Origin of the sequence: Thauera humireducens, from assembly GCF_001051995.2 — a bacterium.
Taxonomy (GTDB): domain Bacteria; phylum Pseudomonadota; class Gammaproteobacteria; order Burkholderiales; family Rhodocyclaceae; genus Thauera; species Thauera humireducens.
This window is the reverse complement of record NZ_CP014646.1, coordinates 1968638-1993733: the sequence shown is the minus strand read 5'-3', so window position 1 is coordinate 1993733 and position 25096 is coordinate 1968638. Positions and strand designations below refer to the sequence as shown.

At 65.4% G+C, this 25096-nt stretch carries 25 protein-coding genes; 8 read left to right on the top strand and 17 right to left on the bottom strand.

The genetic code is table 11. The features are described from left to right. Positions 1-178: 178 nt before the first annotated feature. The gene (locus tag AC731_RS09415; protein WP_048705523.1) at positions 179-364 is read right to left on the bottom strand and encodes a hypothetical protein; all 186 of its coding nucleotides are present in this window, start codon (positions 362-364) and stop codon (positions 179-181) included. Between the two features lie 938 nt (positions 365-1302). Then, on the bottom strand, positions 1303-2316 hold the full coding sequence (locus AC731_RS09410; RefSeq protein WP_048705521.1) for a hypothetical protein: 1014 nt from the start codon (positions 2314-2316) through the stop codon (positions 1303-1305). Between the two features lie 239 nt (positions 2317-2555). Between AC731_RS09410 and AC731_RS09405 the strand changes: the two genes are divergently transcribed. Continuing rightward, the gene (locus AC731_RS09405; protein ID WP_048705519.1) at positions 2556-2888 is read left to right on the top strand and encodes a hypothetical protein; all 333 of its coding nucleotides are present in this window, start codon (positions 2556-2558) and stop codon (positions 2886-2888) included. A gap of 121 nt (positions 2889-3009) precedes the next feature. On the opposite strand, the gene AC731_RS09400 is transcribed toward AC731_RS09405, so the two are convergent. Beyond that, a complete protein-coding gene (locus AC731_RS09400) occupies positions 3010-3993 on the bottom strand; it encodes a tyrosine-type recombinase/integrase (RefSeq protein ID WP_048705517.1) in 984 nt (327 codons plus the stop codon). 119 nt (positions 3994-4112) lie between these two features. Further along, complete coding sequence (moaC, locus tag AC731_RS09395) at positions 4113-4604, bottom strand: cyclic pyranopterin monophosphate synthase MoaC (RefSeq protein ID WP_048705515.1); 492 nt, start codon at positions 4602-4604, stop codon at positions 4113-4115. 112 nt (positions 4605-4716) lie between these two features. Between moaC and AC731_RS09390 the strand changes: the two genes are divergently transcribed. Further along, on the top strand, positions 4717-6150 hold the full coding sequence (locus tag AC731_RS09390) for a beta-barrel assembly-enhancing protease (RefSeq protein WP_004261546.1): 1434 nt from the start codon (positions 4717-4719) through the stop codon (positions 6148-6150). Positions 6151-6252: 102 nt separating this feature from the next. Next, positions 6253-6483 carry a sulfurtransferase TusA family protein gene (locus tag AC731_RS09385; protein ID WP_004261548.1) on the top strand — a complete coding sequence of 77 codons (231 nt, stop codon included), beginning with the start codon at positions 6253-6255 and terminating at the stop codon, positions 6481-6483. 231 nt (positions 6484-6714) lie between these two features. Here the strand turns inward: AC731_RS09385 and AC731_RS09380 are convergent, their stop codons facing one another. The 4 genes from AC731_RS09380 to AC731_RS09365 form a co-directional block, all read right to left on the bottom strand. Next, complete coding sequence (locus AC731_RS09380; RefSeq protein WP_004261550.1) at positions 6715-9699, bottom strand: valine--tRNA ligase; 2985 nt, start codon at positions 9697-9699, stop codon at positions 6715-6717. Positions 9700-9809: 110 nt separating this feature from the next. Then, a complete protein-coding gene (locus tag AC731_RS09375) occupies positions 9810-10478 on the bottom strand; it encodes a hypothetical protein (protein WP_004261552.1) in 669 nt (222 codons plus the stop codon). Beyond that, positions 10475-10915 (bottom strand): DNA polymerase III subunit chi, encoded by a 441-nt coding sequence (locus AC731_RS09370; RefSeq protein WP_004261554.1) that lies wholly within the window; start codon positions 10913-10915, stop codon positions 10475-10477. The genes AC731_RS09375 and AC731_RS09370 overlap by 4 nt, the downstream gene beginning before the upstream one ends. Positions 10916-10929: 14 nt before the next feature. Next, positions 10930-12429, bottom strand: a complete 1500-nt coding sequence (locus AC731_RS09365; protein WP_004261556.1) for a leucyl aminopeptidase — start codon at positions 12427-12429, stop codon at positions 10930-10932. A gap of 112 nt (positions 12430-12541) precedes the next feature. On the opposite strand from AC731_RS09365, the gene lptF reads away from it, so the two are divergent. Next, positions 12542-13624: an LPS export ABC transporter permease LptF gene (lptF, locus tag AC731_RS09360; RefSeq protein WP_004261558.1), complete on the top strand. Its 1083-nt coding sequence runs from the start codon at positions 12542-12544 to the stop codon at positions 13622-13624. Then, complete coding sequence (gene lptG, locus AC731_RS09355) at positions 13621-14697, top strand: LPS export ABC transporter permease LptG (protein WP_038011844.1); 1077 nt, start codon at positions 13621-13623, stop codon at positions 14695-14697. The genes lptF and lptG overlap by 4 nt, the downstream gene beginning before the upstream one ends. A gap of 120 nt (positions 14698-14817) precedes the next feature. Here lptG and rplS read toward each other — a convergent pair whose 3' ends face one another. The 4 genes from rplS to rpsP form a co-directional block, all read right to left on the bottom strand. Continuing rightward, a complete protein-coding gene (rplS, locus tag AC731_RS09350) occupies positions 14818-15219 on the bottom strand; it encodes a 50S ribosomal protein L19 (protein ID WP_004261564.1) in 402 nt (133 codons plus the stop codon). 96 nt (positions 15220-15315) lie between these two features. Further along, the gene (trmD, locus tag AC731_RS09345; protein WP_237266638.1) at positions 15316-16056 is read right to left on the bottom strand and encodes a tRNA (guanosine(37)-N1)-methyltransferase TrmD; all 741 of its coding nucleotides are present in this window, start codon (positions 16054-16056) and stop codon (positions 15316-15318) included. A 107-nt stretch (positions 16057-16163) separates the two neighbouring features. Next, positions 16164-16670 carry a ribosome maturation factor RimM gene (rimM, locus tag AC731_RS09340; protein ID WP_048705504.1) on the bottom strand — a complete coding sequence of 169 codons (507 nt, stop codon included), beginning with the start codon at positions 16668-16670 and terminating at the stop codon, positions 16164-16166. A gap of 31 nt (positions 16671-16701) precedes the next feature. After that, positions 16702-16953, bottom strand: a complete 252-nt coding sequence (gene rpsP, locus AC731_RS09335) for a 30S ribosomal protein S16 (RefSeq protein WP_004261573.1) — start codon at positions 16951-16953, stop codon at positions 16702-16704. A gap of 205 nt (positions 16954-17158) precedes the next feature. On the opposite strand from rpsP, the gene AC731_RS09330 reads away from it, so the two are divergent. Then, positions 17159-18628: a hypothetical protein gene (locus AC731_RS09330; protein ID WP_082794406.1), complete on the top strand. Its 1470-nt coding sequence runs from the start codon at positions 17159-17161 to the stop codon at positions 18626-18628. On the opposite strand, the gene AC731_RS09325 is transcribed toward AC731_RS09330, so the two are convergent. Beyond that, on the bottom strand, positions 18616-19842 hold the full coding sequence (locus AC731_RS09325; RefSeq protein ID WP_048705499.1) for a YihY family inner membrane protein: 1227 nt from the start codon (positions 19840-19842) through the stop codon (positions 18616-18618). The two genes, AC731_RS09330 and AC731_RS09325, sit on opposite strands and share 13 nt — an antisense overlap. 66 nt (positions 19843-19908) lie before the next feature. On the opposite strand from AC731_RS09325, the gene wrbA reads away from it, so the two are divergent. Both wrbA and AC731_RS09315 read left to right on the top strand, forming a co-directional pair. Next, positions 19909-20508 (top strand): NAD(P)H:quinone oxidoreductase, encoded by a 600-nt coding sequence (gene wrbA, locus AC731_RS09320; protein ID WP_004261583.1) that lies wholly within the window; start codon positions 19909-19911, stop codon positions 20506-20508. Further along, on the top strand, positions 20508-20867 hold the full coding sequence (locus tag AC731_RS09315; protein WP_048705496.1) for a DUF2069 domain-containing protein: 360 nt from the start codon (positions 20508-20510) through the stop codon (positions 20865-20867). The genes wrbA and AC731_RS09315 overlap by 1 nt, the downstream gene beginning before the upstream one ends. Before the next feature lie 112 nt (positions 20868-20979). Here AC731_RS09315 and AC731_RS09310 read toward each other — a convergent pair whose 3' ends face one another. From AC731_RS09310 to ilvN, 4 genes are all read right to left on the bottom strand, one after another. Continuing rightward, entirely contained in the window at positions 20980-22515 is a 1536-nt protein-coding gene (locus AC731_RS09310) for a 2-isopropylmalate synthase (RefSeq protein ID WP_048705493.1), read from the bottom strand. 2 nt (positions 22516-22517) lie between these two features. After that, complete coding sequence (pssA, locus tag AC731_RS09305) at positions 22518-23348, bottom strand: CDP-diacylglycerol--serine O-phosphatidyltransferase (protein ID WP_048705490.1); 831 nt, start codon at positions 23346-23348, stop codon at positions 22518-22520. Positions 23349-23495: 147 nt separating this feature from the next. Beyond that, positions 23496-24512: a ketol-acid reductoisomerase gene (gene ilvC / locus AC731_RS09300; protein WP_004261593.1), complete on the bottom strand. Its 1017-nt coding sequence runs from the start codon at positions 24510-24512 to the stop codon at positions 23496-23498. Between the two features lie 92 nt (positions 24513-24604). Next, entirely contained in the window at positions 24605-25096 is a 492-nt protein-coding gene (gene ilvN, locus AC731_RS09295; protein WP_004261596.1) for an acetolactate synthase small subunit, read from the bottom strand.

Below are 25096 nucleotides of genomic sequence, written 5' to 3'. Positions count from 1 at the left end.
GCGAATCCGTGAAGCGCTTTCCTAGCTGCGGCAGCCTTACCACAATCTCTCAGCGATTCAGTCATTACTGACTTACCGGACGCGATACCATTGTACCGGAACGAGTACGTCATTGCAATACAAGGAACGGCTAATTCAGACATGGTGAGACAATAATATTGCCTCCCCGCTTTAGCTGTTACTTGGCACCGATCAACAGATGGCGGTCGCCGTGCGAGGTGATGCAGATATTGCCGGATGAGAGCTTGATTGCCTTGAACGCGCCAAAGTCTGCTTCATGTTCGGGCTCGTTGCCTTCGAGCAGGTCGGCGACTTCTTCGAGGGACAGGACTTGAATGTTCAGGCGATGGTTTTGAAAGATCATGCGGCGGCTCCCTGTTAGAGTTTGATAGTCCGGATCGGAGACACACTATAGCGAGCGAGCGCTAAGTTTCCGGACGCCCAACAATCTTCCCTCATCGGATCGATAGACGCGCTTAAACGCGATTAGAGCGGTTTAAATCTCTTGAGTGAGGGGTAGATATACCCAGATACGTTTGGGGCGCTTGTAGAGCTTCTGGTGAAGCCGGATAGCTATCCGGAGCGAAACGAAAAGCAGCGGAAAGCGGAATGCTGCGCGGAACGCGCAGCGGGGCGATCGGTAATCCTTCCTGTGTTGCTGCAAACCCTCGTCGTCTGGTCGAGCGGCATGACCTCCATCCCGGAGCGAGCGCGAAGCGCGAGGCGCAGGCTCTGTTCCGGAGCAGGACAAGCACATCCCGGAGTAGGACAGCTTTTTTTGGGTTTTCTCATCCAGTCCGGAACAGATCGCGCCGAAGGCGCGGCAAGGAGCCCGAAGGGCGACGCGCAGGCGCGCGAAGCGCGCAAACCCCTAGCCGGAGGTGATGAGGGTAAAACCTGCATTTCCATCATTTATATAACCTTCAACAACAACCAAAGCTTAAGGTTACGCGCGCGAGGCGCCGCAGGCGCTGAGCCGGAGCACTCCACAAGTTGATGAAGTTCGTTGCTACTCCGGGATGGGTCTTCTTGCGGAAACGACTGCGAGCGTAGCGAGCCGGGTCGTTTCCACGGGTTTTTACTTTGACTATCTTGACTCCAAAGACTAGCGCAACGGTTTTCCGGACTTTTCTAGTAACGGCGCGGGTTCTAGCTCGATCAACTGCACACGGAGCTGCACACGGAACCGCACACCGAGCTGCACACGGACCCCGATCGACTGCACCCGGCGAGGGGTGTTGAGGCCAAGAAAAACCGCTCACGATGGAGCGGTCCTTGTGCTGGATGCGAGGGGTGTGGGCGTTACGCATGCTTGTCGATCGCCTTCAGCTTCTTGGCAACGTCGGAGCGTGACATCTCCTGTCCGGTCATCGCCTTCAGCAGCAGGCTGACCTCCTGCGGACTCCGGCGATCCACTGCCAGCTTGATCAAGCTGTCACACATCGACAGTTTCGCCCATAGCGGCACGTGCCTGATCAGCTTCGCATCACCGGATTGGCGAAGCGCGCATTCGAGCTTTGCGCGGGTGGCAGCCTCTCCAGCGAGCAATCGAGTCCGACCACGCCTGATTCGCTCAGTAGCCAACTGGCAAAGATGCACCTGCTGGGTTGCTGGAATGTTCAAAACGCTGGTCGCCAAGTATTCGCCTGACCACTTGCTCGTCTTTGAGCTAACGATCGTGGCGAACTCGCGCGCCAGATTAAGGTCGAGCGTGTCGGCTGACATCATCTCCCGGAACCTGCCGTCAAGCACCGACGAGTTGAGATAAAGCCGGTGCCCTTGCGCGTGAAGGTAGATCAGGTCCGCCACGATTCTCTCGGCGCGAATCTTGCGCGCCTCATCGTTGGTGATGAGCGTCGGCACCGGCTCAAGCCCCCGAAATGCGGGCGCAATGCTCGGCATGAGTTGGTCAGCGGTGACTGATCCTTCTGCTTTGACGGGGCCAGGTGCAAGCTGTTCAATAGCCGGCGCAGGCTCGACTACCGCAGGGGCGACCACAACGCCCTCGACGACAGGCTCATGCTGCTCGACAATGGCCTCGGGAACGGCGAACGCCACAGCCACGGGCACCTTTATAATCTCCCGCTTCGGGCAATAGCGTTCGGCATGCTGCGGGTAGTAGCGCTCGATCCATTCAGGGCCGAGCACCTTGACAGCACGAACCACGACTGCGGGCGTATACAGAAGCTCCGGCCACTCGCTGATAACCCACCGGGGGCCGTGCTGTTCGGTAAAGTCTTTGAGCCTCTGAACGCGATGCGCAATGTCATCATAGGGGCTGTTCAATTCGGGATTCAGGGTGGTACAATTAAGCATCTTGAGCTTCCTTGCGGAGTTTGGGGTACATGAATCGATTCCTAGCAGGGTTGATTCGCGCTTCTTTTTTTCGGTCGATTCACTGGTGACACAGCTTCGACCCAATGTTTTGAGAGAAACCCGCCCTTCGAAGCGGGTTTTTCTTTGCCTGTCGCTTTCGCTCGGACAGGTCTGATGCGATGATAGCACGCGGCTATTGCGGCTACATATAAGGGCGCGATTATTTATAGGGGAACGCAGTGCTCACTGAAGCGCAACGGCAATACCTCAATGCCAGCAACGTCCTCGCCAACGCCGGTAGCTTCTTAGACGCCTTTTCCCAAGGCTACGCCGAGGATCTAGAATCGCTTGAGAAGGGAAAAGTGTTTCTCGATGAAGCTGCGCAGGCGCTTGGAATCTATGTCGAGTTTCTTCGAAACGCAGAGACGGAGAGACAGAAAGTTGTAACCTACGCTTTCGAAATTCTCCAGGCGGCGGGCTATACCCCTGCTCAGATCGCAGCGGCGAAGGATGCGCTGAATCAAGACCCAACGCGCAAACCCGAGAAGACGCAGACACGCCGGACTCGCTGACCGCCCAAAGGAAAAGCCCCACAACGCTTCGTGGGGCTTTTTGCTCGTGCTATTACTTCCAGCGCTGCCGGTCGTCCTGTAGCGCTTCCTATCGCGTCCTACGCGTATTGCTTGGGCTGGATCACCCGAGCTTTGTAGCGAGCGCTTCCGCGCTAGGATGGTAGTAGCGCTTCAGCATTTGCAGGCTCTTGTGTCCGGTAACGGCGGACAACTCTGCAAGGTTCGTCAACTTTTCCGCCAGTCGCGTCGTTGCTGCGTGGCGCAAGTCGTGAAAGCGGAGGCCTGTGATCCCCGCACGATTACACGCGAGAGTGAACCGCTGATGAACGGCCACCGCCGATATGGGAAACACGCGCCCATCAAGCGAGCGTGGCATGCTCCGGAGCGTGTTAATTGCCTTGCTCGACAGGGGCACGATGCGACGGGTGCCATTCTTCGTATCAGGTAGCAGTGCCGTTCGCTTGTCGAGATTGACGTTTTCCCACCGGAGCGAGAGAAGTTCGCCACGCCGCATCGCCGTCTCAAGTGCGACGACGATCAGCGGCTGCATCCAGGGGCTGCGGCGTCCGACGGGTGCAACTGCGTGGAGCAGGGCGGTTTCCTCGTCGTCAGAAAGCAGGCGATCGCGCCCTTGCGACTGCCTAGGTTTCCGGATCAGTCGAACGACGTTTTCAATGGGAAGGCCCCACTCACGCCGAGCGTGGTTCAAGATGCTGGACAGGACTGCCAGGTCGCGAATGACGGTCGCCGCGGACACTGACCTCAAGCGCTCATCGCGGTACGCCCCGACGACCGCAGGCGTCAAGTTGGCGAGCGCATGCTTCGCCAGTCGGCTTTTGAGCAGCGCGGTGAGCCGGATGGCGTCATCCTTCGCGCTCTTCTTGAGCGGGTTGACCTCTTCCAGATAGCGCCGCACCACGTCGGCGAGCGTCGTCCGTTCGGCTAGGGTGCGGTTCTGATACGTGCCTTTGTCGACCTCGACCTCAATCGACCGCGCCCACGCTTCCGCTTCGTGCCGCGTTCGGAAGCTCTTCGTCTCGGGCGGGAACCCCCGCCTGGTAACGCGAGCCTGCCAGCGCTCGCCTCGTTGTCTGATCGATGCCATCGCGTCCCTCATTTGGACAAACGATGGACAAAAGCGCGTTGGACAGAGATTTTCGGGTGGCTATAGCTGCGCTGACCGCCGTCAACGTCGGCCTGCTCACCGTTACGACCTCTGCAAAATCAGTCGCTTACCCAGTGCCCCGACTTGCCGCCGAGCTTTTCCAGCAGCTGGATGCTGTCCATGCGCATGCCGCGATCGACCGCCTTGCACATGTCGTAGATGGTGAGCAGGCCGACGTTGACGGCGGTCAGCGCCTCCATCTCGACGCCGGTGCGGCCGACGGTTTCCGCCGTGACGGTGCAGCGGATGGCGTGCTCGGCGTCGTCGAGTTCGAATTCGACGGCCACGCGGGTGAGCGGGATCGGGTGGCACAGCGGGATCAGCTCGCTGGTGCGCTTGGACGCCTGGATGGCGGCGATGCGGGCGATGCCGAGCACGTCGCCCTTCTTCGCCGAGCCCGAGCGGACCATGGCGAAGGTGTCGGGCAACATCAGGATGCGGCCGGTGGCGACAGCGACGCGGCGCGTCTCGGACTTGCCGCCGACGTCCACCATGTGGGCCTGGCCGTCGGCATCGAAATGGGTCAGCGGATTGGGGGAGGATGCGGTCATGGGGCGTCGGCGTTCGCTGGGAGGCGCTGGGGGAGGGCGGTGCCCGGCGCCCGCTACAGGCGGATACATGCGCGCGGGAACGCTTTGGAAACGGCGGGTATCATAGCACCCGATGATGCGCCGACCTCTTGCCCTGCTGCTCAGCCTTACGCTGGCCTTTCCCGTCAACGCCTACGATCTGCCCGACCTGGGCGACGTGGCGGCGTCCGAGCTTTCGCCGGCGACCGAGCGTCGCATCGGCGAGCAGATCATCAGCCAGATCCGCTGGCGCGACGCAGCCTACCTCGATGATCCCGAGATCGAGGACTACATCAACCGCATCGGCCACAAGCTGGCGGCGGTGAGCAGCAATCCGGGGCTGGATTTCGATTTCTTCGTCGTCAATGATCCGACGCTCAACGCCTTCGCGCTGCCCGGTGGCTTCATCGGCGTGCATACCGGCCTGCTGCTGGCGGCGCAGACCGAGTCCGAGTTTGCCTCGGTGCTGGGCCACGAGATCGCGCACGTCACCCAGCGCCACATCGCGCAGATCGTCGGCAAGCAGAGCCAGTCGGCGATGCTGATGCTGGCGTCGCTGCTGGTGGCGGTGCTGGCGGCGCGCAGCAATTCGGATGTCAGCCAGGCGGCGATCGCGGCCGGCCAGGCGGGAGCGATCCAGTCGCAGCTGGGCTACACCCGGGCCTTCGAGCGCGAGGCCGACCGTGCCGGGCTGGAGACGCTGGAGAACGCGGGCTTCGACGTGCGCGGCATGCCCGGCTTCTTCGAGCGCCTGCAGCGTGCGACGCGCATGTACGAGAACAATGCCCCGGCCTACCTGCGCACCCACCCGCTGACGACCGAGCGCATCGCCGACATGGAGAACCGTGCGGCATCGATGCGCTACCGCCAGGTGGTCGATTCGCCGGACTTCGGTTATGCGCGCGCAAAGCTGCGCGCCAACGCCGGCCAGCCAGCGGATGCGGTGAAGGACATGGAAAACCAGGTCGCGCAGGCACCGGGTGATGCGGCGGCAGGCTACGGGCTGGCACGCGCGCTGTTCCGCGCCGGGCGTCTGGATGAAGCGGCGAAGCGTCTCGACGCGGTGCGCGCGAAGACGCCGCCCTCGCCATGGCTGGTCACGCTGGAGGCGGAAATCCGTCTGGCGCGCAAGGACGGTGCCGGTGCCATCCGCACGCTGGAGGGCGCGGTGCGCGACTTCCCGTCGAACCGCAGCCTGGTCTATTCCCTCGCCGATGCGCGCATCCTGGGCGGCCAGCCCGGTGCGGCAGTCGAGGGTGTGCGCCGCACGCTGGACAACCGCCAGGGCGATTCGCGGCTGTGGGCCTTGCTGTCGCGGGGCTATGCGGCGCTGGGCAAGCGCACCGCGCAGCATCGCGCGCAGGCCGAGGTGTATCTGTTGCGCGGCAGCCTGCCGGCGGCGATCGAGCAGCTGGAGATCGCGCGCAAGGCGGGCGACGGGGATTTCTACGAGTTGTCGGCGGTCGATGCGCGGTTGCGCGAACTGAAGCAGCGTCTGCTGGACGAGCGCAAGGACCGTGAGGGCTGATCCCCGGCGTGGGGCGTTGGCGGCGGTTGCGGCTTTCGGCTGCGGGGGGCATCCATTAGAATGCCGGCTTTCCCCAGATACCGATAACGGAGATAGCAAGGGATGAATTTCGAGAAGGAAGTGGACGCGCGTGGCCTGAATTGCCCGCTGCCGATCCTGCGTGCGAAGAAGGCGCTGGCAGAGATGCAGGCGGGTCAGGTGCTGCGCGTCGTGGCGACCGATCCGGGTTCGGTGAAGGATTTCCAGGCGTTCGCCAAGCAGACCGGCAATGAATTGCTGAAGCAGGGCGAGACCACGGACAAGGCGTTCGAGTTCTTCCTGAAGCGGAAGTAAGACCTTCGCGCTTTCTGCGTTGGATGTGAAACGGGCTGCCACGTTAAGTCGGGCAGCCCGTTTTTGTTTTGTTTACGGCGATCTCGGGTCAATCGCAGGCGGCGACAGGGGTATTCGTTCTGCAGTCTGCGGAACTCGCCCTCCGGGCTCAGACAGTCCTCGCCTGCGCCACGAATACCCCTGCCGCCGCCTGCTTGCCTCAGCGCACGCCGAAAGCAAGCAGGCGTTGCCTTATCCGCCCAGCTTCGCCAGCTGCGGCTTCAGCTTCTCGACCGTGGCCTTGAAGCCGGCCAGGCGGTCCCGCTCTTGCTGGACCACCGCGGCCGGTGCACGGTCGACGAAGCTGGCGTTGCCGAGCTTGCCTTCGGCCTTGGTGATCTCGCCTTCGAGGCGGGCGATCTCCTTGCCCAGGCGCTCGCGCTCGGCAGCGACGTCGATTTCCACCTTCAGCATCAGGCGGGTTTCGCCGGCGACGGCGACCGGGGCGAGCTCGTCGGCGCCGATCTCGGCGACGACCTGCACGTCCGACAGCTTGGCCAGGCCGGCGAGGTAGGGCGCATACACGGCCAGCGCCGCCTTGTCGCCCGCGGCCACCAGCGGCAGGCGCTGGGCCGGGGAGATGTTCATCTCGCCGCGCAGGTTGCGGCAGGCGTAGATCATGGCCTTGAGTTCGGCGACCTTGGCCTCGGCAGCTTCGTCGATGCGGCTCAGGTCGGCCTGCGGGTAGCGCACGCGCATGATGCTGTCGCCGTCCTTGCGCCCGGCGAGCGGCGCCACGGTCTGCCACAGCTCCTCGGTGATGAAGGGGAGCAGCGGGTGGGCGAGGCGCAGCACGGTCTCGAGTACGCGCAGCAGGGTGCGGCGGGTGGCGCGCTGCTGGGCGGGCGTGCCGGTCTGGATCTGTACCTTGGCGAGTTCCAGGTACCAGTCGCAGTATTCGTCCCACACGAACTCATACACCGCACGGGCGACGAGGTCGAAGCGGTAGGCCTCGAACTGCTCGGCGACCTCGGCTTCGGTGCGCTGCAGGCGCGACACGATCCAGCGGTCGGCGAAGGAAAAGTCGAGCACCTCGGTGGAGCAGGCGACGTTGTCGCCGACGCCGCAGTCCTGCCCTTCGCAGTTCATCAGCACGAAGCGGGTGGCGTTCCACAGCTTGTTGCAGAAGTTGCGATAACCCTCGCAGCGCGCGAGGTCGAACTTGATGTCGCGGCCCGGGCTGGCGAGCGAGGCGAAGGTGAAACGCAGCGCGTCGGTGCCGAAGGCGGGGATGCCTTCGGGGAATTCCTTGCGTGTCTTCTTCTCGATGCTCTGTGCCTGCTTCGGGTTCATCAGGCCGAAGGTGCGCTTCTTGACCAGCTCGTCGAGCGAGATGCCATCGATGAGGTCGATCGGGTCGAGTACGTTGCCCTTGGACTTGCTCATCTTCTGGCCTTCCGCGTCGCGGATCAGGCCGTGCACATAGACGTGCTTGAAGGGGATCCTGCCGGTGATGTGCTTGGTCATCATCACCATGCGCGCCACCCAGAAGAAGATGATGTCGAAGCCGGTGACGAGCACGGTCGAGGGCAGGTAGAGGTCGAGCGCGTCGTTGCTCTTGCCCGGCCACTCCGGTGTCCAGTCCAGCGTCGAGAACGGCCACAGCGCGGAGGAGTACCAGGTGTCGAGCACGTCCTCTTCCTGGCGCAGCCTGCCTTCCTCGTAGCGCGCGTGCAGCGTCGACAGGCGCTCGGCCAGTTCGGGATACTGCTCGGCAGTCTGGCCCTGGCTCTGGCGCGCGGCGACCTCGGCCTGCAGCGTGCCGATCTCGGCTTCGAGGTCGGCCTTCCAGGCGGTGATGGCGGCTTCCTCGCAGGGGGCGACGTAGATGCGGCCTTCGTCGTCATACCAGGCGGGGATGCGGTGGCCCCACCACAGCTGGCGCGAGATGCACCAGTCCTGGATGTTGTTGAGCCACTGGTTGTAGGTGTTCACCCAGTTCTCGGGGTAGAACCTGATCTCGCCCGAGGCGACGACGTCGAGCGCCTTCTGCGTGATGCTCTTGCCATCCGCACCGGCCTTGGACATGGCGACGAACCACTGGTCGGTGAGCATCGGCTCGATCACGACGCCGGTGCGGTCGCCGCGCGGCACCTGCAGCTTGTGCGCCTTGATCTCCAGCATCAGGCCGAGCGTCTCGAGTTCGGCGACGACCTGGTCGCGCGCAGGGAAACGGTCGAGGCCGGCGACGCTGCCGGGCATCGGCACGCCTTCGAGCGCCTGGCCGTCGGTGGTGTAGCGCTCGGCCACGGCCGGCACGCTGCCGTCGAGCTTGAGCACCACGATCATGTCGAGCTTGTGGCGCTGGCCGACGGCGTAGTCGTTGAAGTCGTGCGCCGGCGTGACCTTGACGCAGCCGGTGCCGAACTCGCGGTCGACATAGTCGTCGGCAATGATCGGGACGTGGCGACCGGTGAGCGGCAGGGCGACGGTCTTGCCGATCAGGTGGGCGTAGCGTTCGTCTTCCGGATGCACCATCACCGCGACGTCGCCGAGCAGGGTCTCGGGGCGGGTGGTGGCGACGGTCAGCCCCTTCAGATCACCGATGGGGCCTTCGGAGAAGGGGTAGAGGATGTGGTAGAGCTTGCCGTCTTCTTCCTCGGACACCACTTCCAGGTCGGACACCGCGGTGCCGAGCTTCGGGTCCCAGTTCACCAGGCGCTTGCCGCGGTAGATGAGGCCTTCGTTGTACAGGCGCACGAAGGTCTCGGTGACGGTCTTCGACAGGCCCTCGTCCATCGTGAAGCGCTCGCGCTTCCAGTCGGGACTGGTGCCGAGGCGACGCATCTGGCGGGTGATGGTGCCGCCGGAGTACTCCTTCCACTCCCACACCTTCTCGAGGAACTTCTCGCGGCCGAGGTCGTGGCGCGAGATGCCCTGGGCGTCGAGCTGGCGTTCGACGACGATCTGCGTGGCGATGCCGGCGTGGTCGGTACCCGGCTGCCACAGCGTGTTGTCGCCGCGCATGCGGTGGTAGCGCGTGAGCGCGTCCATGATCGTCTGGTTGAAGCCGTGCCCCATGTGCAGCGTGCCGGTGACGTTGGGCGGCGGCAGCAGGATGCAGAAGGCGTTGGGGTTCGACTTGTCGAGTCCGGCGTCGAAATAGCCGCGGGATTCCCATTCCGGGTACCAGCGACGTTCGATGTCGGCGGGCTCGAAGCTCTTGGCCAGTTCCATGGTGTTCTACGCGCTTTAAGGCAAAGCGCGGATTATAGCGGATGCGCCCGCTCGCCCCGGTGTGTGCGTGGGGCGGTCGTGTGCCGGCGCCGGAACACGTTGCGGAGCGGTCAGGAGCGCTTCAGGGGCGACTGGATGTCTTCGAGCACCTCGCTGATCCGGCCCGAGAGGCTCGGCAGCAGCGTGGCGCGAAGGTGGGCCTGCAGCTCGGTGTGCAGGCGCTCGGCCAGGCGGTCGAGCTCGCGTCCCATGACCTGCGGAAACTCGTTGGCCATCCAGTTGCTGACCTCGCGTGCAATGCGGGTGTCGAGGTCGATGAGCTGTTCGGCGAACGCGTGCGAGAGTTGTTCGTGCAGCTGCTCGCGCACCCGGGCGGCAGAGATGTCCGGCACCGTTGCGCTGGCGTCGGGCAAGGGGGCGCTGGGCACGGCATGCAAGCCGGCGGCCTCCTGCGCCCCGGCCGTGGCAGCCGGTGGCAGCGGCGATGCGGGGGCGACCGGGCCGAAATCCAGCGGCATGGCGTTGATCGGCGGATGCCAGTCGTCCGCGATCTCGAGGTCTTCGACCACCTCGGTCAGGATCGGCAGGTCGTCGTCGTCGAGGTCGAGGTGCTCGAGATCGACTTCGGGCGCCGGATTCCGCCCCGCATCGTGGAGCGGGCCGCTCGGCGTGAAGTCGATCGTGCTGCGATGGCGCCTGAGCAATGCATCGGCCTGGTCGAGCAGGTCGTCCGCGCGCTCCAGGTCCTCGTCATGCGGCAGGGGCTTCCAATCCTTCATAGGGCCACCCTGCGTTCGGCGTCGAAGGCCTTGGTTTCCAGGCCGCGCTGCCGATAGGCGCTCCAGCGGGCGCGTGCAGGGACCTTCTCGGCTTCGGACTGGCCCACGATCTCGATCACGAGACGGAAGCGGTCGAAGGCGGGCGGCAGGTCCGGCGCAAGGTTGAAGAGGGTGTCGCCATGCGGCCAGTCTGCATCGGCGTCGGCGGTGCCGAGTACCACCGGGGTTTCGGCAGCGAGCGGGGAATCGAGCATCACGTGCGGGACGAACGAGAGCGGTTCGCTCGTCCATAGCAGGCGATCGAGCTGCTGGGCGCTGGTGGTGTCGGGCAGGCGCACCGCGACCTTGCGCCCCTTGCCGTGGGCACGCGCGACCAGTTCGCAGGCCAGCGCGAGCCGGTCTGGCGTGTTGTGGTAGAACTGGACGCGGGTGTCCATCGTCGTGGCGCGGCTCAGTCGGCGCGGGCGCGGCCGATGAGGAACTCGGACAGCAGCGGCACCGGTCGGCCGGTGGCGCCCTTGGCGTCGCCCGACACCCAGGCAGTGCCAGCGATGTCCAGGTGCGCCCACTTGTAGGCCTTGGTGAAGCGCGACAGGAAGCAGGCCGCGGTGATGGTGCCGGCGTAGCGACCGCCGATGTTGCCCATGTCGGCGAAGTTGCTCTTGAGCAGTTCCTGGTATTCGTCCCACAGCGGCAGCTGCCAGGCGCGATCGCCCGAGTCCGTGCCGCGCCGCAGAATCTCGGCGGCGAGTTCGTCGTCGTTGGCGAGCAGGCCGCTCGGGATCTTGCCCAGCGCAACCACGCAGGCACCCGTCAGCGTGGCGACGTCGATCACGCACTCCGGTTTGAAGCGCTCGGCGTAGGTCAGCGCGTCGCACAGGATCAGCCGGCCCTCGGCGTCGGTGTTGAGCACCTCGATGGTCTGGCCCGACATCGAGGTCACGACGTCACCAGGCTTGGTGGCACCGCCGCCGGGCATGTTCTCGGTGGTCGGGATCAGGCCGACGACGTTGAGCGGCAGGCCCATCTGCGCGATCGCCTTGAAGGTACCGAGCACGCTGGCCGCGCCGCACATGTCGTACTTCATCTCGTCCATTTCGGCGGCGGGCTTCAGCGAGATGCCGCCGGTGTCGAAGGTGATGCCCTTGCCCACCAGCACGATGGGCTTCGCCTTGGCCTTGCCACCCTTGTAGCTCATGACGATGAACTTGGGCGGCTGATGTGAGCCGCGTGCCACCGAGAGGAAGGAGCCCATGCCGAGCTTCTCCATGTCCGCGCGCTCGAGCACCTCGACGTCGAACTTGTACTGCTTGCCGAGCGCCTCGGCGGTCTCGGCCAGATGCGTAGGCGTGCAGATGTTGCCCGGCAGGTTGCCGAGGTCCTTTGCCAGTGCCATGCCGGTCGCGATGGCCTGGCCCTGGCGCACGGCGGTGTCGAGCTCGGCAGTCAGCTCGGCCTCGACCTGCAGGGCCAGCTTCCTGACGCCGCGCTCCTTCTTCTCTTTCTTGTCCTTGCCCGACTTGAGGGCGTCGAAGCGGTAGGCGCCATCGGCGAGGATGCGGGCGGCCTGCTGCAGGCGCCACGCGAGCGGGCGCTTGTCCAGCTCCACATCGGCGAGGGCGACCACCGCATCCTTCGCCGGCGTGGTGGCGAGCGCCTTGGCCGCGGCGCCGAGCGCATCGCGGTAGGCCTTGTCACCGAACTCGTCCTGCTTGCCGAGGCTGACCAGCAGCACGCGGTCTGCGGCGGTGCCGGCCAGCTCGGGCAGCAACAGCGTGGCGCCGGCCTTGTCCTCCAGGTCGCCGCGCTTGAGCAGATGGGCGATGCGGCCCTGGGCGGCTGCATCGACGGCGGCCGTGGCGGCGGGGAGAACGCCGTCGGCAAAGGCCCCAAGCACGAGGATGCCGGCCTTCGACTTCGCCGGCGAACCGGTCTTTATGGTAAATTCCATCAGCTTTTTCCTTGGAATGACGCGTCTTGCGGACTGCCGCCGATTATGGCGCCTTCGTGACGAGCCCGTCAAAAACCCTTCCCAACGCCATCAGGCTCACTTCTATCGCGCGATGATCTTCCGCCGCGCCCTTCAGCGGGAATTTACCCAAACCGCCGCAGCGGTCTTCGTTGCACTGTTCGCGATCCTGATCTCGACCGTGCTGATCCGTCTGCTCGGCCAGGCAGCCGGCGGTCGTGTGCCGCCCGAGGCCGTGCTGGCGTTGATCGGCTTCGGTGCGCTGGCCCAGCTTCCGACCGTCCTGACGCTGACGCTCTTCATCGCCGTGCTGGTGTCGCTGTCGCGCAGCTATCGGGATTCCGAGATGGTGGTGTGGTTTGCGGCGGGCGTGCCGCTGACGGCGTGGATCCGGCCGGTGCTGATGTTCGCCGTGCCACTCGTGGTGGTGGTCGGCGCCGGGGCCCTTTACCTCACGCCCTGGTCGCAGGCCAAGAGTGCCGAATACCGCGGGCGCCTCGACAGCCGCGATGATACCCATCGTGTGGCGCCGGGCGTGTTTCGCGAATCCTCCGGCGCGCGCCGGGTGTTCTTCGTCGAAGTGGGCGCCGGTGAGGATGGGCGCGTACGCAACGTCTTCGTCAGTGAGGAAACCGAGGCGGGCAAGCTCGTCGTGATCGCTTCGGCAGAAGGCTTCATGCGCACGGACGAGGAGGGGCGTCGCTTCGTCGTGCTCGAGAAGGGGCGCCGCTACGACGGACAGCCGGGAACGCCCGAGTATCGCGTCATGGAATTCGAGCGTTACGAGGTGCAGGTGGAACAGAAGCCGGCAGTGACCCAGCCCTCGCGCGTGCGGGCGCTGCCGACGGCGGTCCTGCTCGCCCAGGGCGACGCGCGCAGCATGGGTGAGCTGCTCGGACGTATTGGCGTGCCGCTCTCGGCCCTCCTGCTGGCCCTGCTTGCGATTCCGCTCTCCTTCGTCAATCCGCGCGCGGGGCGCGGGAACAACCTGCTGATCGCCCTGCTGACCTACCTGCTGTACAGCAACGCGGTGTCGGTGTTCCAGAGCTGGGTTGCGCAGGGTAAGTTCGGGTTCGCGGTGGGGCTGTTGCTGCCTCATGTGATCGTGCTGTGCTTGCTGGCCGTGCTGTTCTACAAGCGCCTGGCGGTGTCGCCGTTCTGGCGGACGAGGGCATGATGCGCATCCTGTTCCGCTATCTTGCCCGTGAGATCTATGCGGCCTCGGCGCTGGTGCTGGTCGCCTTCCTGGGGCTGTTTGCCTTCTTCGATTTCATCAACGAGCTCGAGGACGTGGGCAAGAGCGGCTATCGGCTGTTCGATGCCGCGGTGTACGTCGCGCTGACCTTGCCGGGTCGTATCTACGAGTTGTTCCCGGTCGCCGTGCTGATCGGTACGCTCTATGCGCTCGCGACACTTGCACGACACTCCGAGATTACGGTCATGCGCGCATCGGGCATGTCGAATGCGATGCTGATGCGCATGCTCGGGCTGATCGGCAGCGTGCTGGTCGTGCTCACTTTCCTGATTGGCGAGTACGTCGCGCCGCCGGCCGAGAATGCCGCCCAGCAGTGGAAGCTGACCGCGACCCAGGCCACGGTGTCGCAGCAGTTGCGCTCGGGGCTGTGGGTCAAGGATGGGGCGCTGGTGATCAATGTGCGCACGATGCTTCCGGACCGCACGATGCGTGACGCGCGGGTGTACGAGTTCGATGCCGATTACGCGCTGGTGTCGATCAGCGACGCGAAGCGCGGCGTACATGACGGTGACGGTAATTGGCGTCTGCTGGAGGTTTCGCGCACCCGCTTTCTCGACGGGCGGACCGAGGTCGAACGCCTGCCCGAGATCGGCTGGCGCTCCGAACTCTCGCCCGAGGTGCTCAGTGTGCTGATGGTCGGGCCGGAGCACATGCCGCTGGCGAAGCTGTGGACCTACATCCAGCACTTGCGCGACAACCAGCAGAGTGCAGACCGCTTCGAGATCGCGTTGTGGAAGAAGCTCATCTACCCCTTCGCGGTGCTGGTGATGATGGCGCTGGCCTTGCCGTTCGGCTTCATCCATGACCGCATGGGCGGCGCGAGCGCGCGGATCTTCCTCGGCGTGATGCTGGGTGTGGGCTTCCACTTGCTCAACGGGTTGTTCTCCAACCTCGGCATGATCAACGCCTGGCCGCCCATCCTCGCCGCGCTGACGCCGAGCCTGATCTTCCTTGCGGCAGCGGCGGGCATGCTGCACTACGTCGAACGGCGCTGAGTAGCGCGCTCTCCAGTCCCGGCCGATCCGCTGCGTTTCGTGGCGCTGCGAGACGGATGCCGGGGCCAAAGAAAAACGGGCCCGAGGGCCCGTTCTTCATTTGCGTCACCGCGGCGGCGATCAAGCCTGCTGCTGGGCAGCCTTCTTGGCGGCGGCAGCCTTGTAGTCCAGCTTTTCCTTGATACGTGCGGACTTGCCCGAACGCTGGCGCAGGTAGTACAGCTTGGCGCGACGGACGTCACCGCGGCGCTTCACTTCGATGCCGGCCACCAGCGGCGAGTAGGTCTGGAACGTACGCTCCACGCCTTCGCCCGACGAAATCTTGCGGACGATGAAGGCCGAGTTCAGACCGCGGTTGCGCTTCGCGATCACCACGCCTTCGTACGCCTGCAGACGCTCGCGGTTGCCTTCCTTGACCTTGACCTGGACGATCACGGTGTCGCCGGGGGCGAATTCCGGGATGGTCTTGCCCTGGGTCAGGCGGGCGATTTCTTCCTGTTCGAGTTGCTGAATCAGGTTCATTGCGGACACTCCATCAATGTTGTCGGCCTCTGTCATTGCATCGGCCTGGCCGCAGAGCAGGTCGCCACCTGATGCGCGCCGTTTATGAAAGGGCTGTCAGGCGATGCTGCCGCCTTCGGCCCCGGCTTGCTCCTGCCTGAATTCCTCAAGCAGTTTCAATTCGGTCTTGCTCAGTTGCCGCGCGGCCAGCAGGTCGGGCCGGCGCAACCAGGTGCGGCCGAGGGACTGCTTCAGCCGCCAGCGGCGGATCGCCGCGTGGTTGCCCGATAACAGCACGTCGGGCACCCGTTCGTCTTCATACACCTCTGGCCGCGTGTAATGCGGACAGTCCAGCAGACCGTCGGCGAAGGAGTCTTCCAGCGCCGAATCCGCCGTGTTCAATGCGCCGGGCAGTTGCCGCACGATCGCATCGAGCAGCACCATGGCCGGCAGCTCGCCGCCGGACAACACGAAGTCGCCGAGCGACACTTCTTCATCGACCGCGCGGTCGATGACGCGCTGGTCGATACCTTCGTAGCGTCCACACAACAGGACCAGGCCCGGCTGTGCGGCCAGTTCGAGCACTGCCGCCTGGTCAAGCCTGCGACCCTGCGGCGACAGGTAGATCACCCTGCCTGTCGATCCCGTCGCAGCCTGCTGCGCGGCACGTGCCGCGGCTATCGACTGCATCAGCGGCTCCGCCAGCATCACCATGCCAGGGCCGCCGCCATAGGGGCGGTCGTCCACCGTGCGGTGCGGATCGTGGGTAAAGTCGCGCGGGTTGTGGAAACCCAGTGCATACAGCCCGCGATCCATCGCCCTGCGCGTGATGCCGCTACCCGTCAGGGCTGCGAACATCTCCGGAAAGAGCGTGATCACGTCGTAGCGGCGGAGGCCGCCGGGTACTGCGATCGTCGTGTCTTTCCGTTCGGCGCCGGTTTCAGCCTGGGCCTTCACCGTCGCCCTTACCAGTCCTTGCCCCAGGCGACGCGGATGCGTCGTGCGGCAAGATCGACGTCGAGCACGTAGGCCGCGACGAAAGGGATCAGGCGCTCGGTTTCGCCCTCGCTGACCTGCAGCACATCGTGCGCGCCGGTCGAGAGCAGCCCCTTGACTGATCCCAGGGGCTCTCCGGCCTCGTTGACAACGTCGAGACCGACGAGGTCGCCCCAGTAGAACTCATCCTCGGCGGTCGTCGGCAAGGCTTCGCGCGGTGCGCCGATGTACCAGCCGTCGACGGCCTCGGCCGCGTTGCGGTCCTCCACCTCGCCAAGGGCGGCGACCAGTCCCTTGCCGTGCGCCCTGCACGTCTTGAGCGTGTAGGGTTTCCACTGCTCGGCAGGGGCGTTGTCGTCGGCGCACAGCCACCATTGGGGCATCTTGCGCCACGACGTCGGGTCATCGCCGAAGGGGTGGATCTTGAGCCAGCCCTGAACGCCAAAAGGGGCGACAATGCGCCCCAGTACGATCATTCGCAGATCCGCCGCAGCAGACCGACGCTGATCAGGCAGCCGCCTTGGCGGCCTGCTTGGCCAGACGGGCAACGGTCGGCGACAGCTGGGCGCCGTTCTGCTGCCAGTAGGCCAGACGCTCGGCGTTCACGACCAGACCCTTCTCGGCGCCGGAAGCGACCGGGTTGTAGTAGCCAACGCGCTCGATGAAGCGGCCGTCGCGACGATTACGCGAGTCGGCGGCAACGATGTTGAAGAACGGGCGCTTTTTGGCGCCACCACGGGCAAGGCGAATGACGACCATCTGTAATGTTCCTGATCGGTAGATGCGAAAAGCCGTGGATTTTAAGGGAAGTCTTCCGGCAGGGCAAGATTTATTGTCGATGGCAAGGCAGGCTGACGCACGGCGCCTCTTCATCGGTTCTTGAGTCGCTGAGAATCGGCGGGGCGCATGTCGGGGCGCCCGAGATTGACTAGAATACGACCTCCCCAAACTGATGTGCCTGTCCATGATCGAGTCTGCACCTGCCGATACTGCCGAGGGAGCCGACCGGATTCTGGAGTGGCTCGCCTGTGAACCCGCCGACGATCCCCTTGCGGATCTTGGCGTGCTGGCGGCGCTCGTTGCCTGGTTGCCCGTTGCGCGCGCGGAGGCCCGGGATGGGGACATGGTCCTGGCCTTCGTCGAGCGAGCGCTCGACATCAGTGGCCGGATCCGGGCGCGCTTGCTCGCTGCAGGGCTGCCGTTGCCGCGGATCCTGCATGTGGCTTCGACGCAGTTCTGCGGTGCGCTGCTGCAGCTGGCGGATCGGCTCGGCGAGCGGGCGGCCGCAGGTATTGAGGGCGCTGGCGAGGGAAGCGCGCCGGCAGCGCTTGCCTTGACCGCACTGCGCGAGGCGTATCTGGTCTCAGCGATGTCCGCAGCCGAGCCGCCCGCAGGGCTGTGGAAGCTTGCGCATCGCCTGTCGGCACTCAGGCCCGCGCATGGGGCGTATCGCAGCATGCTCGCAATTGCGGCGGCGCAGCCCGAACGACTGACCGCGCGGGAGCTCGTCTGGACGGCGGACTACCTCGAAGGGGAGCTTGCGGGCGTCGAGATGTCGCCCGATGCACCGCCCCAAGGCAGTTCGACCTGGTGGATCGATCCGGATGCGGACGGAGGGCCGCTGCCGTCGGCGCGCAAGCCTCCGCCGCTGGATCGGGCCGGATTGAGGTTCCTGAACCCGCGGCCGCTCGCGCGCGCGGTGGATGAGCGTATTGAACGTCTGGAAGCGTGGATGTCAGCGGCCGAGGCCGAAGGACATCTGGCGGAGGTCGATACGCTCGAAGCCGGCGGCGAGACCTTGCCGCCGGGGCTGACGCCATCGGAGATTCTCGCCTTGTTGCGGGGGATGCGCGAACACTGGGTCGCACCCCAGCTTCGTCTCGGGGTGAGGCGCGAGCAGCACTACGAGGTGCAGGTGTGTGCGGGCTTGCGTGCCATGTGGGAGCTGGGACGCGGGCGACGTGAGTCGGGCCGGGTGGTTGGCTGGCAGGTGCGCAACGAGAGCCCGGGCGGTTACGCAATCATGAACGTGTCCGGTGTGCAGGGCGAGGTCGCGCCGGGCATCGTCCTGGGGCTGCGCAAGAGTGCTACGGAGCCATGGACGGTCTGCATCGTGCGCTGGGTCAGGAGCGAGTCGCCTGAGCAGGTCGAGATCGGGTTGCAGACCATCGCGCACTCATACTACTCGGTGCAGTTGGGGTTTCGCAGCGGGTCGGTCAATGGCGTGGCGCCCGCGCTGGCCTTGCCGCCGATGGAACCTGAGCGCCGCCATCCGGCGTTCGTCGCGCCCGCGGGCACCTATGTGTCGCGGCGCTTCGTGTTCGTGCGCGATGGGCCGCCGCTGTACGTTGCCCAGGGGCGTGCGTTGGGTCTGGACATGCAGACCGCCAGCGTCGAGCTGTTCCAGTACGAGATCGACCCCTATCCGATCTGAGCGTCGGCCGGGCGATCGGCCAGCTGCAGCAGTTCTGCGAGGCTCAGGTCGCCCGCGTCGAGCGAGCGGTCGAGGCGGCGCGCGAACGCATGGGCGTGCGCCGTCGGCGCAGCCTGGCGCCAGCCATCCAGGTCGAGCGCGAAGCGGGTCACGACGTCCCGCATCCTGATCGAGTCCGGCGCCTTACGCAGCACCCAGCCTTCCTCTTCGGTACGCGCGACCCAGCCGGCCTCCTGCAGGCGCTCGAGGATGCCGTCGGTACGATGGGGTGGCAGTGCGCTGCACTCCACAAGCGCTTGCGCATCCACGCACCGTCCGTGCCGCTGCGCGCGTGCAAGCCGGCACAGGATCTCGGTTGCGGCCCAGGCTTCGTCGCCGGCAAAGGGGGCGGCGAGCCGGCGACGCTCGAGGTAGGCGGGCAAGGTGGCGGTGATCAGTGCGCCGAGCAGGATCACGGACCACGACAGGTAGAGCCACACGAGGAAGATCGGCAGCGCGGCGAAGGTGCCGAAGATCAGCGTGTAGGAGGGGAAGCGCGCGATGAACAGGCCGAAGGCGCGCTGCATCAGGAAAAACACCAGTGCTGCGACCAGGGCGCCGACGATGGCATGCGGGATTCGCACCGGATGGTTGGGCACCGCGTAGTACAGGAAGCCGAACAGTGCGCACAGCAGCAAGGGCGGCAGCAGGCGTGCGGTGAATTCGCCGATCCAGGGCAGGTGGTTCGACCAGGTCATCGAGGTGCTGATGACGTAGCCGGTGCCGATGACCGAGGCGCCGAAGAGGATCGGGCCGAGCGTCAGCACGAACCAGCCGACCGTGATGCGCGTCAGCATGCGCCGCGGACGGCGGACGCCCCAGATGTGGTTGAAGGCCTGCTCGATGGTGCCGAGCAGCATCAGCGAGGTCAGCACCAGCAGGCCGATGCCGATCAGGGTCAGGCGTCCGGCCTGCTCTGAAAACTGCAGGGCATAGGTGGCGATGATGTGGCCTGCGCGCTCAGGCAGCAGGTTCTGCAGCAGGAAGCTGCGGACCGAGTCGCCGATCTGGTCCATGCCGGGCAGGTTGCCGAAAACGGTGAGGGTGACTGTGATCAGCGGCACCAGCGCGAGCAGGGTGGTGAATGCCAGGCTGCCTGCGACCTGGGGGCCGCGGGTGGAAGCGAAGCGTTCGGCCAGCAGCAGGAAGAAATCGCGCAGGGCGTGCAGGTTCATGAGGCGACGCCGGGCAGGGGCGGTGCGGACGGTATAATTCCCGCATTCTAGCGATTACGGTCCGTCATGCAGGAAATCCTCGTCCTTTACTACAGCCATCGCGGTTCGGTTCGCGCACTGGCCGAACAGATTGCCGTCGGTATACATCAGGTGCCCGGTGCGGCGGCGCGGGTACGGACCGTGCCGCGGGTATCGACGGTGTGCGAGGCGGTGGAGGACGAGATTCCGGCCGACGGCCCGCCCTACGTCGAGGTGCGCGATCTCGAGGAGTGCGCCGGGCTGGCGCTGGGGAGTCCGACCCGCTTCGGCAACATGGCGGCGCCAATGAAGTATTTCCTCGATGGCCTGGCCGGTGCCTGGGTCAATGGCACGCTGGCGGGCAAGCCGGCGAGCGTGTTCTCGTCTTCCGCCAGTCTGCACGGCGGCCAGGAAAGCACTCTGCTGACGATGATGGTGCCGCTGCTGCACCACGGCATGCTGCTGCTCGGCATTCCCTATTCGGAGCCGGCGCTCAACGCTACGCGCAGTGGCGGCACGCCCTATGGTGCGACCCATGTCGCCGGGGCGGATGGGGCGCCCGCGCTGACCGCAGAGGAAGTCGAGCTGGCGCGCGCCCAGGGGCGTCGCCTGGCTGAAACGGCCTTGCGCCTCGCGGGAGCGCGCTGATGAGCCCGCGCCTGCTGTATTTCGTCGCCTGCGCCAGCTTGCTGGCACTGATCGGCCTGTGCGTGCTGTGGGAGGCCTGGCTGGCGCCGTTGCGGCCCGGCGGCTCGTGGATGATGCTGAAGGCGGTGCCGCTGCTGCCCGCGGTGTTCGGCGTGCTGCGCGGCAGGCGCTACACCTATCAGTGGCTCTCGATGCTGTCCCTGCTGTACCTGACTGAAGGCGTGCTGCGCGTCAGCGACCCCGGCCTGACGGCCACTCTGGCCGGCATCGAGATCCTGCTGTCGGTGCTGCTTTTCTTCAGCACCATGCTTTATGCGCGCAACACGGCGCCGTCGCGCCAGCAAAAGGTCGTGGACTAGGGGGCTGCGGAGTACGACAGCCCGGTGGTTGTCGCCCGGCGCTGGCGAACGCCCATGAACAACGCCCCGCGGCCGGTCTGGCACGCGGGGCGTTGTTGTGTGGGGCGCCCGTTCAGACTTGCGGATTCAGGCGCTGGGCGCTGCTCTGCAGCTTGTTCAGGGCGTTGAGGTAGGCCTTGGCCGAGGCGACGATGATGTCGGTGTCGGCGCCCTGGCCATCCATCACGCGCCCGTTCTTGGACAGGCGCACGGTGACCTCGCCCTGGGCGTCGGTGCCGGTGGTGATCGCGTTGACCGAATACAGCAGCAATTCGCTGCCGCTGCTCGCGACGGTCTCGATCGCCTTGAAGGCGGCGTCGACCGGACCCGAGCCTTCGGCCTGGGCGCGATGCTCGGCGCCGCCGATGACCAGCGTCAGCTCGGCACGCGGCGTTTCCCCGGTTTCGGAATGGAAGCGGCTGGAGACCAGGCGGAAGTGCTCGGTTTCCGGCGTGACCGTTTCGTCGCGCATCAGCGCGTGCAGATCCTCGTCGAAAATCTCGTGCTTCTTGTCGGCGAGTTCCTTGAAGCGCGAGAAGGCGTGGTTCAGGTGCTCCTCTCCCTCGATCTCGATGCCCAGGTCCTGCAGGCGGGCACGGAAGGCGTTGCGGCCCGAATGCTTGCCGAGCACCAGCTTGTTGGCGCCCCAGCCCACGTCCTCGGCACGCATGATCTCGTAGGTTTCGCGGTGCTTGAGCACGCCGTCCTGGTGGATGCCTGACTCGTGGGCGAAGGCGTTGGCGCCGACGATGGCCTTGTTCGGCTGCACCGGGTAGCCGGTGACCTGCGACACCAGCTTGGACGCCGGGACGATCTGGGTGGTGTCGATCCGCGTCTCGACCGGGAAGACGTCGGCGCGGGTGCGCACGGCCATCACGATCTCCTCGAGCGAGGCGTTGCCCGCCCGTTCGCCCAGGCCGTTGATGGTGCATTCGACCTGGCGGGCGCCGGCGCGCACCGCGGCGAGCGAGTTCGCGACGGCGAGGCCGAGGTCGTTGTGGCAATGCACGGACCAGACCACCTTGTCCGAATTCGGTACGCGCTCGATCAGCGTGCGCAGCGTCGCGGCGTACTGCTCCGGCACGTTGTAGCCGACGGTGTCGGGCACGTTGATGGTCTTCGCGCCGGCCTGGATCACCGCGTCGAAGATGCGCACCAGGAAGTCGATCTCCGAGCGCCCTGCGTCCTCGGCCGAGAACTCGACGTCGTCGGTGTACTCGCGCGCCCAGCCGATCGCCTTGACCGCCTGCTCGACGACCTGGTCGGGCGTCATGCGCAGCTTCTTCTCCATGTGGATCGGGCTGGTGGCGATGAAGGTGTGGATACGGCCGCGCGCGGCGGGGCGGATGGCTTCGCCCGCGCGCCGGATGTCGTTTTCGTTGGCGCGGGCGAGGCCACAGACGGCGGATTCCTTGATCGCCTCGGCGATCGAGCGGACCGCGTCGAAGTCGCCGGGTGAGGCTGCGGGGAAACCCGCTTCGATGACGTCGACCCGCATGCGCTCGAGCTGGCGGGCGATGCGCAGCTTCTCCTCGCGCGTCATCGAGGCGCCGGGGCTCTGTTCGCCGTCGCGCAGGGTGGTATCGAAGATGATCAGGGCGTCTTTCATGGTCAGCTCCTCGGCGGGGGCTCGGCATCGTCGCCGGCTGCGGGCGGTGCCGTGTTGTCGGGTTGCGGGGCGGTGCCCGTCTCGTTCCGGTCGTGCTTGCGTTTCCAGCGCAGCAGCCACATCACGTAGCCGGAGGCGGCGTAAATCAGGAACAGGCCGAACAGGATGCCCGGCGGATAGCTGGAGACCAGCGCGAAGACCAGCACCAGCGCGATGACGACGATGAAGGGCACGCTCTTGCGCAGGTTGATGCTCTTGCCGCTCCAGAACAACACGTTGCTGACCATGGATACGCCGGCGAAGATCGTCAGCGCGCAGGCGTAGCCGCGCAGCTCGTTACCGCTGAAGCCGTTGTCGATGCCGACCCACACCATGCCCGCGATCAGCGCGGCGGCAGCGGGGCTGGGGAGGCCCTGGAAATAGCGCTTGTCGACCACGTCGATGTTGGTGTTGAAGCGCGCCAGCCGCAAAGCCGCGCCGGCGCAGTAGATGAAGGCCGCGATCCAGCCGAGCTTGCCGAGATCCTGCAGCGCCCATTCGTACATGACCAGCGCAGGGGCGGCGCCGAAGGAAACCATGTCGGACAGCGAGTCGTACTCGGCGCCGAATTCGCTCTGGGTGTGGGTGAGACGGGCGATCCGTCCATCGAGTCCGTCGAGCACCATGGCGACGAAGATCGCGACCGCGGCGACCTCGAAGCGCTGGTTCATGGCCTGCACGATGGCGTAGAAGCCGGCGAACAGCGCCGCCGTGGTGAACAGGTTCGGCAGGATGTAGATGCCGCGGCGTCGCTTTTCCAGCGGCAGCAGGGGCGTACGGTCGGGGTGGGCCACTGTGTCTCGTTCTTCTACTCAGGAGCTTCGATTCTAGCGCATGCGGCGTGCTATCCGGATTTCCGGATGTTGCCTGCCACAATGGAAAAGGGCCGGGGCCGCGTTGCGCGGCACCGGCCCCTGTGCGTCACGGGGACGCAGCGAAGATCAGTTCTTCGACTTGTCGACCAGGGCCTTGGCCTTGATCCACGGCATCATCTCGCGCAGCTGGGCGCCGACCTGTTCGATCGGGTGGGCGGCGTTCAGACGGCGGCGGGCGGTCATGCTCGGGTAGTTGGTCTTGCCTTCCTGGATGAACATCTTGGCGTACTCACCGGTCTGGATGCGCTTGAGGGCGTTGCGCATGGCCTTGCGGGATTCCTCGTTGATGACTTCCGGGCCGGTCACGTACTCGCCGTATTCGGCGTTGTTCGAGATCGAGTAGTTCATCGTCGCGATGCCGCCTTCGTACATCAGGTCGACGATCAGCTTGAGCTCGTGCAGGCACTCGAAGTAGGCCATTTCCGGCGCGTAGCCGGCTTCGGTCAGGGTCTCGAAGCCCATCTTCACCAGCTCCACGGCGCCGCCGCACAGCACGGCCTGTTCGCCGAACAGGTCGGTCTCGGTCTCTTCGCGGAAGTTGGTCTCGATCACGCCGCCCTTGGTGCCGCCGTTGGCAGCAGCGTAGGACAGGGCGATGTCACGCGCCTTGCCGGACTTGTCCTGGTACACCGCGATCAGCGACGGCACGCCGCCCCCGCGCAGGTACTCGGAACGCACGGTGTGGCCGGGGCCCTTCGGGGCGACCATGATCACGTCCAGGTCTTCGCGCGGCACGACCTGGTTGTAATGCACGTTGAAGCCGTGCGCGAAGGCCAGCACGCCGCCCTTCTTGATGTTCGGCTCGACTTCTTCCTTGTAGACCTGCGGGATGTTCTCGTCCGGCAGCAGGATCATGACGACGTCGGCGCCCTTGACGGCCTTGGCGATCTCTTCGACCTTGAGGCCGGCAGCCTTCGCCTTGTCCCAGGACGAGCCGTCCTTGCGCAGGCCGACGGTGACCTTGACGCCGGAGTCGGACAGGTTCTGGGCGTGGGCATGGCCCTGCGAGCCGTAGCCGACGATGGTGACCTTCTTGCCCTTGATGAGGGAGAGGTCGGCGTCCTTGTCGTAATAAACCTTCATGTCTTTCCTTTTCGCTTTCTGGGTCGGGATGTGGAACGGGTGTTGCTGCCGGCGCGCGCGCGGATGCCCCGCCCGCCGGACGGAAAACGCGCTTACAGCTTCAGTACGCGGTCGCCGCGGCCGATGCCGCACACGCCCGAACGCACGGTCTCGAGGATCAGCGCAGGGTCGATGGCGCCGATGAAGGCATCGAGCTTGCTCTGGTTGCCCGTCAGCTCGACGACGTAGGACGCGTCGGTGACGTCGATGATGCGGGCGCGGAAGATGTCGGCGGTGCGCTTGATCTCCTCGCGGTCCTTGCCGGTGGCGCGGATCTTCACCAGCATCAGCTCGCGCTCGATGTGTGCCGCCTCGGAAATGTCGACGACCTTGACCACCTCAATCAGCTTGTTTAGCTGCTTGGTGATCTGCTCGATGATGTCGTCCGAGCCGGTGGTGACGATGGTCATCCGCGACATCGAGGCGTCTTCGGTCGGGGCCACGGTGAGCGACTCGATGTTGTAGCCGCGCGCCGAGAACAGTCCCGAGACGCGCGACAGGGCGCCGGATTCGTTTTCGATCAGGAGGGAAATGACGTGACGCAT

Excerpts from the sequence above, each read along its gene's own strand:
- AC731_RS09415 (WP_048705523.1), bottom strand. The coding sequence starts at position 364 with ATGATCTTTCAAAACCATCGCCTGAACATTCAAGTCCTGTCCCTCGAA.
- AC731_RS09410 (WP_048705521.1), bottom strand. The coding sequence starts at position 2,316 with ATGCTTAATTGTACCACCCTGAATCCCGAATTGAACAGCCCCTATGAT.
- AC731_RS09400 (WP_048705517.1), bottom strand. The coding sequence starts at position 3,993 with ATGGCATCGATCAGACAACGAGGCGAGCGCTGGCAGGCTCGCGTTACC.
- moaC (WP_048705515.1), bottom strand. The coding sequence starts at position 4,604 with ATGACCGCATCCTCCCCCAATCCGCTGACCCATTTCGATGCCGACGGC.
- AC731_RS09390 (WP_004261546.1), top strand. The coding sequence starts at position 4,717 with ATGATGCGCCGACCTCTTGCCCTGCTGCTCAGCCTTACGCTGGCCTTT.
- AC731_RS09385 (WP_004261548.1), top strand. The coding sequence starts at position 6,253 with ATGAATTTCGAGAAGGAAGTGGACGCGCGTGGCCTGAATTGCCCGCTG.
- AC731_RS09380 (WP_004261550.1), bottom strand. The coding sequence starts at position 9,699 with ATGGAACTGGCCAAGAGCTTCGAGCCCGCCGACATCGAACGTCGCTGG.
- AC731_RS09375 (WP_004261552.1), bottom strand. The coding sequence starts at position 10,478 with ATGAAGGATTGGAAGCCCCTGCCGCATGACGAGGACCTGGAGCGCGCG.
- AC731_RS09370 (WP_004261554.1), bottom strand. The coding sequence starts at position 10,915 with ATGGACACCCGCGTCCAGTTCTACCACAACACGCCAGACCGGCTCGCG.
- AC731_RS09365 (WP_004261556.1), bottom strand. The coding sequence starts at position 12,429 with ATGGAATTTACCATAAAGACCGGTTCGCCGGCGAAGTCGAAGGCCGGC.
- lptF (WP_004261558.1), top strand. The coding sequence starts at position 12,542 with ATGATCTTCCGCCGCGCCCTTCAGCGGGAATTTACCCAAACCGCCGCA.
- lptG (WP_038011844.1), top strand. The coding sequence starts at position 13,621 with ATGATGCGCATCCTGTTCCGCTATCTTGCCCGTGAGATCTATGCGGCC.
- rplS (WP_004261564.1), bottom strand. The coding sequence starts at position 15,219 with ATGAACCTGATTCAGCAACTCGAACAGGAAGAAATCGCCCGCCTGACC.
- trmD (WP_237266638.1), bottom strand. The coding sequence starts at position 16,056 with ATGTTCGCAGCCCTGACGGGTAGCGGCATCACGCGCAGGGCGATGGAT.
- rimM (WP_048705504.1), bottom strand. The coding sequence starts at position 16,670 with ATGATCGTACTGGGGCGCATTGTCGCCCCTTTTGGCGTTCAGGGCTGG.
- rpsP (WP_004261573.1), bottom strand. The coding sequence starts at position 16,953 with ATGGTCGTCATTCGCCTTGCCCGTGGTGGCGCCAAAAAGCGCCCGTTC.
- AC731_RS09330 (WP_082794406.1), top strand. The coding sequence starts at position 17,159 with ATGATCGAGTCTGCACCTGCCGATACTGCCGAGGGAGCCGACCGGATT.
- AC731_RS09325 (WP_048705499.1), bottom strand. The coding sequence starts at position 19,842 with ATGAACCTGCACGCCCTGCGCGATTTCTTCCTGCTGCTGGCCGAACGC.
- wrbA (WP_004261583.1), top strand. The coding sequence starts at position 19,909 with ATGCAGGAAATCCTCGTCCTTTACTACAGCCATCGCGGTTCGGTTCGC.
- AC731_RS09315 (WP_048705496.1), top strand. The coding sequence starts at position 20,508 with ATGAGCCCGCGCCTGCTGTATTTCGTCGCCTGCGCCAGCTTGCTGGCA.
- AC731_RS09310 (WP_048705493.1), bottom strand. The coding sequence starts at position 22,515 with ATGAAAGACGCCCTGATCATCTTCGATACCACCCTGCGCGACGGCGAA.
- ilvC (WP_004261593.1), bottom strand. The coding sequence starts at position 24,512 with ATGAAGGTTTATTACGACAAGGACGCCGACCTCTCCCTCATCAAGGGC.
- ilvN (WP_004261596.1), bottom strand. The coding sequence starts at position 25,096 with ATGCGTCACGTCATTTCCCTCCTGATCGAAAACGAATCCGGCGCCCTG.